This is a genomic window from Neobacillus sp. DFD-2R, from assembly GCF_057747865.1.
Genome location: NZ_CM173228.1, coordinates 2,332,917 through 2,345,815 on the forward strand (window position 1 = coordinate 2,332,917; position 12,899 = coordinate 2,345,815).

General features: G+C 37.5%; 13 protein-coding genes. 7 read left to right on the plus strand and 6 right to left on the minus strand.

Annotated elements, in window-relative coordinates; all coding sequences use genetic code 11:
- Nucleotides 1-115 precede the first annotated feature (115 nt).
- Entirely contained in the window at nucleotides 116-256 is a 141-nt protein-coding gene (locus tag AC3ANV_RS11695) for a hypothetical protein (RefSeq protein WP_488313753.1), read from the plus strand.
- A gap of 151 nt (nucleotides 257-407) precedes the next feature.
- Here AC3ANV_RS11695 and AC3ANV_RS11700 read toward each other — a convergent pair whose 3' ends face one another.
- From AC3ANV_RS11700 to AC3ANV_RS11715, 4 genes are all read right to left on the minus strand, one after another.
- On the minus strand, nucleotides 408-1,451 hold the full coding sequence (locus tag AC3ANV_RS11700; protein WP_488313754.1) for a glycosyltransferase: 1,044 nt from the start codon (nucleotides 1,449-1,451) through the stop codon (nucleotides 408-410).
- Nucleotides 1,452-1,590: 139 nt separating this feature from the next.
- Nucleotides 1,591-2,214 carry a GTP cyclohydrolase I FolE gene (gene folE, locus AC3ANV_RS11705; RefSeq protein WP_488313755.1) on the minus strand — a complete coding sequence of 208 codons (624 nt, stop codon included), beginning with the start codon at nucleotides 2,212-2,214 and terminating at the stop codon, nucleotides 1,591-1,593.
- Nucleotides 2,215-2,273: 59 nt separating this feature from the next.
- The gene (locus AC3ANV_RS11710; RefSeq protein ID WP_488313756.1) at nucleotides 2,274-3,008 is read right to left on the minus strand and encodes a helix-turn-helix transcriptional regulator; all 735 of its coding nucleotides are present in this window, start codon (nucleotides 3,006-3,008) and stop codon (nucleotides 2,274-2,276) included.
- A gap of 193 nt (nucleotides 3,009-3,201) precedes the next feature.
- Nucleotides 3,202-3,438, minus strand: a complete 237-nt coding sequence (locus tag AC3ANV_RS11715) for a hypothetical protein (RefSeq protein WP_488313757.1) — start codon at nucleotides 3,436-3,438, stop codon at nucleotides 3,202-3,204.
- A gap of 242 nt (nucleotides 3,439-3,680) precedes the next feature.
- On the opposite strand from AC3ANV_RS11715, the gene AC3ANV_RS11720 reads away from it, so the two are divergent.
- The gene (locus AC3ANV_RS11720) at nucleotides 3,681-5,183 is read left to right on the plus strand and encodes a malate:quinone oxidoreductase (RefSeq protein WP_488313758.1); all 1,503 of its coding nucleotides are present in this window, start codon (nucleotides 3,681-3,683) and stop codon (nucleotides 5,181-5,183) included.
- Between the two features lie 171 nt (nucleotides 5,184-5,354).
- Here AC3ANV_RS11720 and AC3ANV_RS11725 read toward each other — a convergent pair whose 3' ends face one another.
- Nucleotides 5,355-6,257: a TetR/AcrR family transcriptional regulator gene (locus AC3ANV_RS11725; protein WP_488313759.1), complete on the minus strand. Its 903-nt coding sequence runs from the start codon at nucleotides 6,255-6,257 to the stop codon at nucleotides 5,355-5,357.
- A gap of 187 nt (nucleotides 6,258-6,444) precedes the next feature.
- Here AC3ANV_RS11725 and AC3ANV_RS11730 point away from each other — a divergent pair, with 187 nt between their 5' ends.
- The 3 genes from AC3ANV_RS11730 (at nucleotide 6,445) to AC3ANV_RS11740 (ending at nucleotide 9,484) form a co-directional block, all read left to right on the plus strand.
- Nucleotides 6,445-7,971 (plus strand): DHA2 family efflux MFS transporter permease subunit, encoded by a 1,527-nt coding sequence (locus tag AC3ANV_RS11730; protein ID WP_488313760.1) that lies wholly within the window; start codon nucleotides 6,445-6,447, stop codon nucleotides 7,969-7,971.
- 112 nt (nucleotides 7,972-8,083) lie between these two features.
- Nucleotides 8,084-8,677 carry a branched-chain amino acid aminotransferase gene (locus tag AC3ANV_RS11735; protein WP_488313761.1) on the plus strand — a complete coding sequence of 198 codons (594 nt, stop codon included), beginning with the start codon at nucleotides 8,084-8,086 and terminating at the stop codon, nucleotides 8,675-8,677.
- Between the two features lie 27 nt (nucleotides 8,678-8,704).
- Entirely contained in the window at nucleotides 8,705-9,484 is a 780-nt protein-coding gene (locus tag AC3ANV_RS11740) for a cobalamin-binding protein (RefSeq protein ID WP_488313762.1), read from the plus strand.
- Between the two features lie 32 nt (nucleotides 9,485-9,516).
- Here the strand turns inward: AC3ANV_RS11740 and AC3ANV_RS11745 are convergent, their stop codons facing one another.
- Nucleotides 9,517-9,816 carry a hypothetical protein gene (locus AC3ANV_RS11745; protein WP_488313763.1) on the minus strand — a complete coding sequence of 100 codons (300 nt, stop codon included), beginning with the start codon at nucleotides 9,814-9,816 and terminating at the stop codon, nucleotides 9,517-9,519.
- A gap of 251 nt (nucleotides 9,817-10,067) precedes the next feature.
- Here AC3ANV_RS11745 and AC3ANV_RS11750 point away from each other — a divergent pair, with 251 nt between their 5' ends.
- The gene (locus AC3ANV_RS11750; RefSeq protein ID WP_488313764.1) at nucleotides 10,068-10,871 is read left to right on the plus strand and encodes a uroporphyrinogen-III synthase; all 804 of its coding nucleotides are present in this window, start codon (nucleotides 10,068-10,070) and stop codon (nucleotides 10,869-10,871) included.
- 667 nt (nucleotides 10,872-11,538) lie between these two features.
- A complete protein-coding gene (locus AC3ANV_RS11755; RefSeq protein ID WP_488314192.1) occupies nucleotides 11,539-12,891 on the plus strand; it encodes an NAD(P)-dependent oxidoreductase in 1,353 nt (450 codons plus the stop codon).
- Nucleotides 12,892-12,899: the final 8 nt, after the last annotated feature.

The following is a 12,899-nucleotide window of genomic DNA, read 5'->3' on the forward strand; positions in this document are numbered from 1 at the left end:
TTAAAAGAAATATATTATAATATTAATTGTAATGAATCCCTATTTTACATATTTGAACCAACTGCTCATCAAACGGTTCATTATAAAAAATATACGGGAGAGATGCTGATGCGTTATGGTTAAGTTTAAGAAAATGAAAAAAGCCGGTAGGAAAATTCAAATGGGTATGATTGCGGGACTTTTGGTTGCTGCAGCAATTCCTTTTACAGGAAACACAAATGTACCTGGATATGGGGAATTAATGATTGTCCAATAAATTAAATGAAGTGCGGATTCATTTCCGCACTTTTTTCTATTGGGTAGCGTCAGTTTTTAATACTGGAATATCCTTAACGTTGTAAATCCGCGTTTAGTTGGTGGGCTGCTGTTCCTTGACCACCTTGTCTAGTTCTGTCGCCGACTCCCATTTAACGACTATAGGATACCGACAATTCTGCTTCTGGCTTACCACTATTACTAAACCATTGATCAAAGAAATCCCTATAGCCTTGCTTCATGACTTTACTAGAAAAATTCTCAAAAGCATATTGCCGATTTTCAAAAGAAAACCTTTTTGATGAAGCTGCAGCCATGTTTACAAGCTCAAACCAGTTCTTATCATTACCGGAAAAAGTGTGTTTTGAACTTATATGATCGTAACAGGGATGTTCAGGTTTAACGACAATTTTCCCCATTGCTAAAGCTTCTGATAGGGGCATGGAAAAAGTATCGAATTTTGAACTACTCCAATATACTTTTGCAGTGTTCATAAGAGAAAATATTTCGTCTTGTGTTAAAGCAAATTGCAAATTGACATTTCCGGGTATTTTATACCTTTTTATACTTTCTTTATAACGTAAACCGCCAAAAACCATAAACACTTCTTTATCCGGATTTTGATGCGCATACTCAAAAACAAGATCAGGACGTCTATTTTCTTCATCCCTTCCAATCCAAAGTACACGATTATCTACGATTTGTGAAGGATCAAAATACTTCTCTGCTAAACTTTCATTAAAACCAATGGGAATAACTGTTACGTCTTTTACGCCAAATTTTGTGTCTAATTCACGTTTAAGAAATTCTGTTTGTACAATCGCCTTATCAACTATTTGATAAAACGGCTTCATCATTTCATAACCGGTTAAGGCTGGATCCGGAAAGCTATGTGGGAATAGAACGCTATTTTTAATGAACATTTTTAAATAGGTAAATCCTGAAACAGTATAGATAACATGATCAATGTTTTCCGAGTTGATCTTATCCAAAACAATATCATAGTTTACTAAATCACCTTTTTCATGCTCATAGCCCGGAATCCAATCATATCCGCTAACATGGCGATCGGGTGATATAAAAACAATGTCCACACCGAATTCTTTGCAGATTTGCTTTAATCGATCCGCAAAGACCCGAGGTCCTTGGGACTCGGTATATTGTATTTTTCTCATGACTAATCCAACTTTTTTCATTGTTAACCACCTTCATGTTGTACTGGATTAAATTAATAGAACTTCATCTGAAAAATGCATTTTTAAAAAAAAATAAAATCTATCAGCTATTCAAATTCTTCATTTTTGGATATTTACAATTGCATTTCAAAAATCCATTTTATCTATGAAGTAAGGACAAAAACTCTGCTCGTGCGTCCGATTGATTCGCAAATACCCCCCGAACAGAAGAAGTAGTTGTGGATGCACTGGTTTTTTTAATGCCTCTTCCACACATACACATATGTTTTGCATCGATAACGACCATCGTTCCTTTTGGCTTAAGAGTATCTTCAATTGCATCAGAGATTTGCGTTGTGAGTCGTTCTTGGACCTGAAATCTTTTCGCATATCCTTCAACCATCCGTGCAATTTTGGACAGACCTGTTATTTTCTTATTTGGAATATACCCAACGTGGGCCACACCGAAAAATGGTGCAAAATGATGCTCACATACGGAATGAAACTCTATATCTTTTACAAGAACAAGTTCCTGGTGGGAAACATCAAATGTTTTTTCAAGGTGTGTTGAGGGATCTTCACGATATCCTTCCGTATATTCAAGGAATGCCTTGAATACCCGAAAAGGCGTTTCTAGTAAACCGTCACGGTCAGGATCATCCCCACATAATTCGATTAAGTCTTTAACTCCGTCCATGAAACGCTCTGCCTGGGTATTTTTTTTATCTAGATCTTTTAAATTGGGAAATTCCTTTGTAATTAAAATTCGTGTATCAATAGCCATTTTGTTTACCTCTCCGTCTTTTTAGATATAAATTGTACCTATGAAATTCTGACTCAAAACTAAGATTCTAACGTGAAATTAAAAGAGCCTTCCTCAATGGGCTCGTTCAGCAATACCCGAAAGACACAACGTCCATCCCCATTTTGTAAACGTTCTTCACGTAGGACTTTATAGCCTAGTAAACGAGTAAGGGCCGACACAGTCACACTACAAAGTACTGGACGGCGTTTGGCAACATTAAGGAACGGACAATTTCGTTCAATCAAGGTAAGTCGGTCTCCCGAATGATCCACCTCCATAAAGGCGTCATCCTCCAAATAAATTTCCTTAAGAGCTTCTACACGTTTGGCTAAGCTCAATCCTTGCAGACGTGTTTCCCACTCTTCTACTCGTGCATCCGTCATTCTAGATAGCACCTGTGTTAAAGCTTCGGGTCCGAGCTGACCAGCAACGGTGTCAAGGACTTCTAAGGTAAGAGAATCATAGTGCTTTGGAAATAAGTGATCCCCTTCAGATGTGAGACAATAACACGTCGAAGGACGACCTCCGCCGTTACCTGAATCTCTTTTCAAATACCGCCCAATCCACCCTTCATTTTCAAGCTGTATAAGGTGTTGTCGGATGGCTTCGCGCGTCATCTCCAGTCGAGAAGAAAGCTCCGCAATCGTAGTTGGTCCATCAAGTTTAAGGGTACGAAGGATCATTTGACGAGTTTCTGATAGTTGTTCAATACTTAAACCCACATTAAATTCCTCCAAAAGAAAATTTTGTTGGTTATTTCTCAAGATGTACATTTTAAAGTATTACCTGTATTTGTAAGCCTTGAATATCCTCCGAAGATATGTATTGTGTTCATAAATTATAAAATAATATCACAAGTTATACAATATATATATTGCATAACTTGTTTAATAATACATGTTGTATGGTCTCCTCATAACCTTTTAATTTCCAATTGTCAGTAAATTTTAAAGTCGATACACAGCATTATAGAAATATATATAAACACTTACCCTTGAATCTTAACCGAAGATACAGTTTACTATAGATTAATTTCATTATTTGCTTCATTAACTCTTTATTCCGGTCTTGAAAAACTTCATTATCTGAAGAGACTGACGCAATTTTAGGTGCATCCGGCTGGATAAATTGCTTTTCTTTTTTGACCGCATTAGCAGCATCTTGGAATGAACCTGCTTTTAAATTAAATTTTCCCTCGTCCATAAGGATATCCCTGGAATAGTAAATAAATATTTTAATCTATAAATAATAGTTATATACTATTATTAAATTATAACTGAATAGTGATATACTATTAATGAGTTATAATTGAATAGTGATATACTATTAATGAGGTATAATTGATGCAGAAAAGGTGTGTGACTAGGTCGCTCCCTGGCTTGCTGTGACGCCTAAGCGGGAGCGCCTATATCCTTGCTGCAAACTAGGGGATAAGGATGGGAAAAATGAGCAACAGACAAACTAAAACAGACGTTATCTTAATTGGTGCCGGAATCATGAGTGCGACTTTGGGGTCACTGCTGAAAGAATTAGTTCCGAACTGGAAAATTACAGTGTTTGAGAAGCTCGCAAACGCAGGAGAGGAAAGCTCTAACGAATGGAATAATGCGGGAACGGGGCATGCGGCACTGTGCGAGCTTAACTACACCGTCGAAAAAACGGACGGATCCATAGATATTAGCAAAGCTATAAAAATTAATGAACAGTTTCAGGTTTCAAGGCAGTTTTGGTCTTATCTTGTAAACAGAAATCTGATACGTAATCCGCAGAACTTTATCATGCCATTACCTCATATGAGTTTAGTTCAAGGGGAACAAAATGTCACTTTTTTAAAGAAACGTTTTGAAGCGCTCTCAAACAATCCCTTATTCAAAGGGATGGAATTTTCCGACGACCATGATAAACTGACGGAATGGATTCCGCTTATAATGGAAGGCCGTACATTGAATGAACCAATTGCGGCTACAAAGATCGACTCTGGAACGGATGTCAACTTTGGTGCTTTAACACGCATGTTGTTTGACCACTTAAAGTGTAAAAACGTCGAGATAAAATACCAGCATAGTGTTATGAATATGAAACGTACTAGCGAGGGCTTGTGGGAATTGATAGTGCGAAATCACGATAGCGGTACTGTCGAACGCCATACTGCAAAATTCGTCTTTATCGGAGGCGGGGGAGGTAGCCTGCATTTACTGCAAAAATCAGGTATTCCTGAAGGAAAACATATTGGAGGATTCCCGGTAAGCGGAATATTTATGGTGTGTAATAATCCGGATGTTGTAGCGCAGCATCATGCAAAAGTATACGGTAAAGCTAAGGTTGGTGCTCCGCCGATGTCTGTTCCGCATCTTGACACAAGATTTATTGACAATAAAAAATCGTTGCTATTTGGACCATTTGCCGGCTTCTCACCAAAGTTCTTAAAAACTGGTTCCATGTTCGATTTAGTAACTTCCGTAAAACCGAATAATGTCTTAACGATGTTGGCGGCAGGCGCAAAAGAGATGTCATTGACAAAATACCTGATTCAGCAAGTGATGTTATCGAAAGAACAGCGCATGGAAGAGTTACGTGAGTTTATCCCGAACGCCAAAAGCGAGGATTGGGATATAGTAGTAGCGGGCCAACGTGTGCAGGTTATCAAAGATACGGAAGCTGGCGGCAAAGGAACGCTTCAATTTGGTACGGAAGTGATTACTGCAGCTGATGGCTCGATTGCAGCATTACTAGGCGCTTCTCCGGGTGCTTCTACTGCCGTTCACGTTATGCTTGAAGTAATCAAAAAATGCTTCCCGCAACAAATGAAAGAGTGGGAAAAGAAAATCAAAGAAATGATTCCTTCTTATGGCGTATCACTAATGGAAAACCCTGAGCTTCTGCACGAAATTCATACTTCAACAGCACTGACGCTTGGTTTAAGCGAAAAAGAGCCGGTCTTTAGTTAATACTTTGGGTGTAGAAACCAAGGTATCTAAAAGAGGAACGAGATAAAGCCCAATTTTCTCTATTTAAATACTGAGGAATTGGGCTTTTTAATATTGGACTATCCTAAACGTTGTAACGCGTTTTCCTGACGCTGCCCCTTTTGTAAAAAAACCTAATCCGCAATACATTGATTAGGCATTTGTTTCATCTAATTGTTTGAAATAAGATTCAATTATTTTTTCAAGTATTTGAAGTTCTTTTTTCCACAGTTCTGCTTGATTGGCTTTTAAAGATAATAGGGAACTATTAATTAAAAATTTTCTTGGTGTTTTGGAGTGCTGAAGCTCTTCTTGAATAAAATCAAGCAGCTCTATATATTTTGCTTGCTCTTCGTCATTGGTAAGAGTCTTTTTCAATGATAGAACGGTGTTAATTAATTTCAGTTGAAACTCTTGATTGTTTTTCCGGCAATCCGGCAGCCAAATATCTAAAAGCTCCGGTTCTACCAATTGCTCCCCTGCTTCCGTTACCTCGTCAACGATTTTTATGATCCGATCAACACTATAACGGACCACCTGGATAATTTTAACGCCTGAACCATTCGCCATATATTTGAAATGAAGGTTTTGATGTAAGATTCCCATAAACATAATGGCACAATCTAATAAAAATGGTTTTTTACTTTCCCCGAAAATGTCAATAAATCGGTTGTATAACCAGCGGAGCATCATAAAATGTCCACGTTTAATGAATTGTTTAAGGTCCTCGTCATTCGAAAACATTACTTCTTCAAAAAGGGTAAATAATTTATTTTTTTTGTTCGACTTCATTTGCAATTCCATTTGTTTAACAAAAATCTCGATATCTGATTTGTCTTTTCCTATTAGTAATTCATCCCGCTCTTTATCCATTTTTTTGAAAATTGTTTTAAAAATGGCTATTAATAATTCGTTCTTAGATGAAAAATAATTATAAAAGGTTCCTTTAGAAATCCCGCTATATTCTAAAATATCCTGAATGGACGTGGCTTGAAATCCTTTTTCGATAAATAATTGATGGGCCATACCTATTACATGCTGTTTCCGGTCGTTCATCACATTCACCTTTACTTATTATTAGACTAACTGTATAAAATTATAGTACCCTATTTAATAATTTAATTCAAATCCAGTAAATAACAGGCTTTTTTTGATTGCAAAAATTGAACCCCTGGTATATGATATTGTCTGTATGAAATATCAGTACAAAAAAATGAACTGAGAGTTTATAGGGGGAATTATAATGGATCATTCTATTTCGAAAACTGATCGTCCGCCATACGGGATTATTGCGATCCTGTTAATCGGGGCCTTTATATCAATGTTAAACGAAACACTTCTGAACGTTGCTCTTCCAACGATTATGAAGGATTTGAATATTTCAGCATCGACCGCTCAATGGCTGTCAACAGGCTATATGCTGGTGAATGGGGTTATGATTCCATCAACCGCATTTTTGATTCAAAAATATTCGGTTCGACGATTATTTTTAACGGCCATTAGTCTGTTTACTGTGGGAACCATTCTTGCCGGTTTTGCACCTCACTTTTCTGTATTATTAGTGGCTAGGATGATTCAGGCATCTGGATCAGCTATCATGATGCCGTTATTAATGAATGTGATGTTAACTGGATTCCCGGTTGAAAAACGCGGCGGAGTAATGGGACTTTTCGGTTTGGTGTTTATTTTTGCACCGGCAATTGGACCGACATTATCCGGCTGGCTTCTTGAACATTATGACTGGAGAATGTTATTCCATTTAGTGGCGCCGATTGCTGTTATTGTCTTATTAATTGGTTTATTCTTGCTTAAAGATAAAAAGGATAAAGTCGATATTCGTCTTGATTTATTTTCACTTTTATTATCAAGCGTAGGCTTTGGCGGTTTGCTATATGGATTTAGTTCTGCAGGAAGTAAGGGCTGGGATAGCCCTCAAGTATATGTCACCATTATTGTAGGGGCTATTTCTTTGGTTTCATTTATTATCCGTCAATCAAAGCTTGAAAAACCAATGCTTAATTTCAAGGTTTATAAATACCCGATGTTTGCTTTATCATCAGCCATTTCGATTGTTATTTCTATGGCCTTATTTTCCGGAATGCTGTTATTGCCAATTTATGTACAAACAATTCGCGGGATTTCAACACTCCATTCCGGATTATTGATGTTGCCGGGTTCACTTTTAATGGGCATCATGTCCCCAATTACAGGAAAATTATTTGATAAGTTTGGCGGTCGTGTATTAGCGATTATTGGCTTATCAATTACTACGATTACAACTTATTTTTTCAGTAAATTATCTCTTGATACCTCATACACACAATTAATAATTTTATACTCAGCCCGGATGTTTGGGATGTCGATGGTCATGATGCCTGTGATGACAAATGGGTTAAACCAATTGCCGGCCCGTTATTATCCACATGGTACAGCAATGAACAATACGTTGCAGCAGGTTTCCGGAGCTATTGGATCAGCCTTATTGATAACGATTATGTCGAATCGTACGAAAACACATGCAACCGATATAGCTGCATCAGCAATGAAGCATTTAACGGGGAAACCAACACCGGCCGTTCTTGCTGAGATGAAGCATCAAATTACGATGAAAGCGATGCTCGAAGGGATAAACGATTCATTCCTAGTGGCAGTTGGAATTTCCAGTGTTGCCTTAATCCTTGCTTTCTTTATTAAGCGCTCGAAGCAAGCTGAAGACCCAATGGAAAAACAAGCAGGTAATAAAGTTACGCCTAAATTGGCGGAAAATTAGAAGGTGTCGGGAACCATCCGCTTTTGGATGGTTCCTGTTTAATTTGTGTAGAAAACTTGAATTTTTTTAGAAAAACGGTGAAAATGAACTGATATAAAGGAGGAATTCTGTAATGTTCCATAAACAAATGCAACAATTTATTTCAAATACTTATCTAAAAGGGGAGAAGGTTGAAATTTTTAAAGAGGAAAAAGAGTATGCCGTAAAACATGGGTTAATCCCAAATGATACAGAACTTGTAACCGAAAAAGATCCAGGTTCCCGTTTTGCAGACGCTTATATAGAGCGATGTGATAAGGAATCAGAAAATTTGCTTGCAAATGAGACTGCTTCGTTTTTAAATCACCCTATTACATACTTAAAAAAACATAAGAATGAATTTATTTACGTAGAATCTAATTGGTTTGAATTGCTTGGTGTGGAGGCTGTGTCATTAGAAGTTGATGATGTTTTCGGGACCTATGATGTGATGTTAGGCTTGAGGATGCAGAAGAAATATGGTGAATCGTTAAAAGGATATCTTAATACTGCTTTAGCCGGAGACAGCGGAAATTTTGAATTAATGTTTAGTTCTGAGGATGGTTTGTGGAATGTGAACTTTGATCTAAATTTTGTTCAGGGGTTTAATGAAGAAATATCATTAAATGAGGCTTACCAGTTAATTTATCGGTTTTTATTTCAGCTTGTTGAGGCAATGGAAGCGTAAAAATCCATATTGGAAATAGGTGAGATAATGAGAGTTTTATCCTTATGCCCCAGCAATACGGAAATGATTGAATATTTAGGATTAACCGGGCTTTTGGTAGGGGTTGATGATTTTTCGGATTGGCCGGAGTCCATTACCGGCCTGCCGAGATTAGGTCCGGATTTATCGATTAATATGGATTTAGTAGAGCAATTAAAACCGGACATGGTTCTTGCCTCATTAAGTGTTCCAGGTATGGAGAAAAATGTCTTAGCCTTGAAGGAACGAGGAATTCCGCATATCGTCTTAAATCCGCAATCACTTCTTGATATTGAGCAGGATTTGATAAAAATAGCTGAAATACTTGGTGTGGCGGATCGTGGTTTACAAGCGGCAAAGGAGTTTCGTATACGGCTCAATGCTATAAAACAACAAGGTGAAAATAGTGGAAGGAGGCCCCGTCTTTATTGGGAGTGGTGGCCAAAGCCGATTTTTACACCTGGTAAAACCAACTGGTTGACGGAAGTATCCGAGGCGGCAGGAGGAATCAATGTTTTTGCAGATGTTGAGTTGGCGAGTGTACAAACGGATTGGGAAAATGTGTTGAATCGGAAGCCGGATTATATTTGCCTGGCATGGGTAGGTGTTAAAAAAGAAAAAGTTCTGAAAGGAATTATTACGAAGAGACCTGGTTATGAAAGGTTAAACTTTACAAATGATAACCGGATTCTCATTCTTGAAGAGGAATTATTCTGCCGACCATCACCGAGACTCCTTGATGGTTTAGAAAAGCTTTTTAAGTTAATTCAATCACAGCTTGTTTTGTAAATTTTAAAAGGAGAGCTATTGGCTCTCCACGGTTAACTCAACTCATCTTCTGTAATCGAAATCGCCGAACCTGTTGAAGTATGTTGATTTACCCATCCAAGTGAGGTATGAGATACGGCCTGCCAGTTAGGAATTTGATCCTGATGCTTTTCAACCCAGCTCATGCAGAATTGTGGATCGATATTATATTCCAGGCATTGTGCTAAAAATGATTGAATGTTAGTCTCGTTGCAATTCTGCCATGATCCACAGGTGTTACTCCAGATATTTTCCATTTTTGTTTGAATGGAAAGTTCATTTATAAAGTTACTGAATTGGTTTTCATAAGTCATAATAGTTCCTCCTTGTCATAAATTACATATCCTAACAAAAGATGACATAATCAGTATGTCCAAGGAAAATGAATTCATTCCATGAAGATTTAACTAGAGGATGCACATTTAGCACCTATTTTATTTATATTCATTCAGATGCAATTTTGCGATTTTTATTTTATTGTCGAAATATTGTTTTTTATCTTTTATCTTCAAAGATTAGATTATATGATAGTAGGATAAATCATATTTGATAGAGAGGTATTGTGATGGAAAAAGGGTTGGCAGGGAAACGAATTGTAATTGGCGGTTCACGAAAAATTGAAGAAATAAGTACGTTAATTGAAAAACAAGGCGGAGTTCCACTTGTTCGTCCTCTTCAAGGGACAGTTTTTTTAGCCGATTCGGAAGTTGAACCCGATCTAGTTAAATTTGTCGAAGAGGGAGCAGATTGGGTCATTTTTACAACCGGAGTTGGAATTGAAACATTGGTAAATATAGCGGTAAAGTTGGGAATTGAAGAGCAGTTTTTGCAAGTTATTCGTAAAGCTAACGTAGCATCAAGAGGTTATAAATCCCTTGCTGTACTTAAGAAATTAGAGATTAGTCCGGTTGCAGTAGATGAGGACGGGACAACAAAAGGATTAATGCATTCACTTGAAAATGTTGATTTTGCAGGGAAAAAAATCATGATTCAGCTACATGGCGAATCAGCTCCTTTATTGACCAAATACCTAGAGGACCAGGGAGCATCTGTACAAAAGATTCTCCCTTATCAGCATATTGCTCCTGAAACAGCTACAGTTTGTAAATTATGTGAAGAACTTTTATCGAATGAATGTGATGCTGTATGTTTTACTACAGCTACACAAGTTCGTTCCCTTTTTGAATATGCAAGGGAACAAGGATTTATTTCTGAAATTGTCAAATCTTTTAAGGAAAACGTCTTAGCAGTAGCTGTAGGGAAAGTGACTGCAGAAGCACTAAAAGAAGAGGGCATTGAAAGAGTACTGGCTCCGGAAAATGAAAGAATGGGAGCTATGATCATTGAGTTAGCTAAATATTATAAATGATCTGATTTATTAAAGAAAACATCAAAAACAGTGTACCTAAAAGGTATGCTGTTTTTTTACTATTCTATTGTCTGTTTGTTGGATTATGTCGAGAAGTTCTAAAATTTGTTTCATTATTTGTGAGTGGAGTTGTAGGTTTTCTTTAAACAGAACCACTGCTATTTAAAGATTATTAATAAAGTTTAAAAAAGGATGTAAGAAAAATTAACCATTCGATATAATTTTACAATTTTTTTTGTATCATTGTGTTAAATTAAAAAAGGATTCAGAAAATTGTACAAGAAAGCTTTTCTCCTCACTGATCATGAAATTTTTTACCTTCCGAATAGTAATAAAAATAATTTATTCCACCATTACGACTTTAATTTCTTTATTTAAGTAATTATAAATCCACTTTACATACCGGATAATCAAACGCTCGCATCATTTTACAGGTTGTATAATGTATTGACTATATTTGACCTGTAAAATTTAAATTAGATGCAGAATTTTCTGTAAAATACATAAATTTCCTAAAGGAGGACTGGTACCCATTCTATTATAGCATTTTTTCGTCACCATTTTTTAGTTAAGCGCTTACATCTTTGTTTATAACTATATTTATGGGAATTCATTAAACCTAACTATCATTCAATAAAAGGAGGGTTTCTTTTTGGCTAATGAAAAAATGCCGCGTATTTCCTTATCCAATCTTGAAAAGAACTTTCAAGAGGTGGAACAGGGTCTAACCAAACAGGAAGCAGTTGAAGAATCCAATCGATGCCTTTATTGTTATGACGCCCCATGTATCAAGGCCTGTCCAACAGGAATTGATATCCCAACATTTATTAAAAAGATTGCCTCAGGAAATTTACTTGGATCTGCCAAAACAATTATGTCTTCAAATCCAGTCGGTGCCAGCTGTTCGAGAGTTTGCCCGACAGAGGAGCTATGTGAAGGAGCATGTGTCTTAAATCATTCAACAAAGCCAATTATGATTGGCAACCTGCAACGGTATGCCACAGACTGGGCGATAAAAAATGAACAAAATTTGTTTCAACCAGGGGAATCCAATGGAAGGAAAGTGGCAGTCATTGGCGGCGGTCCTGCAGGATTATCAGCTGCGAGAGAGCTTGCAAGATTAGGATATGAGGTAACGATTTTCGAAGCAGCTGAAAAGTGCGGTGGGTTAAACACATATGGTATTGTTTCTTTCAGATTGCCGCAGGCCATTTCCTTCTGGGAAGTTGCACAAGTTGAAAATCTGAATGTAAAGATTAAGACAAACACGTTGGTCGGAAGAGATGTATCAACTGATTCCTTACTGGAAAACTTCGATCATATTGTCTTGGCTGCGGGTATGGCCCATGTTCCGAGCCTTGGTATCGAGGGTGAAAATTTAGATGGTGTTTATGATGCGATCGAATTTGTAAAAGCAACAAAAAGCGGGCAGCTATCAGAGGCTTTTGTTGGTAAGCATGTTGTCGTAATTGGTGCCGGAAATACGGCTATTGATGGTGCTACCTGTTCGGTTCGCTTAGGAGCCGAAAATGTAAAAATCCTATATCGAAGAACGGAAGAGGAAATGACAGCCTATGACTTTGAATATGAATTTGCTAAGCAGGATGGTGTCGAATTCCGCTGGTTAACAGTACCAAAAAGAATTATCGGTGATTCATCAGGTAAAGTCACCGGTATTGAGTGCATCAAAATGAAACTCGGTGAACCTGAAAAGGATGGACGCAGGAGTCCTGTAGCAATAGAGGGATCCGAGTACGTAATTCCTGCTGATGCTGTTGTCAAAGCCATAGGACAAACTAGACATTTGGAATTAATCGAGTCATTAGGTCTTTCACATACTTACGGAGTGGTTCAAGTGGACCGGGAGACCTTGCAATCCTCTAACCCGAAAATCTTTGCTTGCGGTGACATAGTTTTCGGCAAGGGCAAAGGAGACGCCATGGTCGTCACGGCAGCACATCAAGGGAAAAAAGCTGCCTATGCGATTCATCGGCAGTACAGTGCGGTGGGAACTGTTTAAAAATCTAT

Excerpts from the sequence above, each read along its gene's own strand:
- AC3ANV_RS11755 (WP_488314192.1), top strand. The coding sequence starts at position 11,539 with ATGCCGCGTATTTCCTTATCCAATCTTGAAAAGAACTTTCAAGAGGTG.
- AC3ANV_RS11710 (WP_488313756.1), bottom strand. The coding sequence starts at position 3,008 with ATGTACATCTTGAGAAATAACCAACAAAATTTTCTTTTGGAGGAATTT.
- AC3ANV_RS11700 (WP_488313754.1), bottom strand. The coding sequence starts at position 1,451 with ATGAAAAAAGTTGGATTAGTCATGAGAAAAATACAATATACCGAGTCC.
- AC3ANV_RS11715 (WP_488313757.1), bottom strand. The coding sequence starts at position 3,438 with ATGGACGAGGGAAAATTTAATTTAAAAGCAGGTTCATTCCAAGATGCT.
- AC3ANV_RS11695 (WP_488313753.1), top strand. The coding sequence starts at position 116 with ATGGTTAAGTTTAAGAAAATGAAAAAAGCCGGTAGGAAAATTCAAATG.
- AC3ANV_RS11735 (WP_488313761.1), top strand. The coding sequence starts at position 8,084 with ATGTTCCATAAACAAATGCAACAATTTATTTCAAATACTTATCTAAAA.
- AC3ANV_RS11740 (WP_488313762.1), top strand. The coding sequence starts at position 8,705 with ATGAGAGTTTTATCCTTATGCCCCAGCAATACGGAAATGATTGAATAT.
- AC3ANV_RS11725 (WP_488313759.1), bottom strand. The coding sequence starts at position 6,257 with ATGAACGACCGGAAACAGCATGTAATAGGTATGGCCCATCAATTATTT.
- folE (WP_488313755.1), bottom strand. The coding sequence starts at position 2,214 with ATGGCTATTGATACACGAATTTTAATTACAAAGGAATTTCCCAATTTA.
- AC3ANV_RS11720 (WP_488313758.1), top strand. The coding sequence starts at position 3,681 with ATGAGCAACAGACAAACTAAAACAGACGTTATCTTAATTGGTGCCGGA.
- AC3ANV_RS11750 (WP_488313764.1), top strand. The coding sequence starts at position 10,068 with ATGGAAAAAGGGTTGGCAGGGAAACGAATTGTAATTGGCGGTTCACGA.
- AC3ANV_RS11745 (WP_488313763.1), bottom strand. The coding sequence starts at position 9,816 with ATGACTTATGAAAACCAATTCAGTAACTTTATAAATGAACTTTCCATT.
- AC3ANV_RS11730 (WP_488313760.1), top strand. The coding sequence starts at position 6,445 with ATGGATCATTCTATTTCGAAAACTGATCGTCCGCCATACGGGATTATT.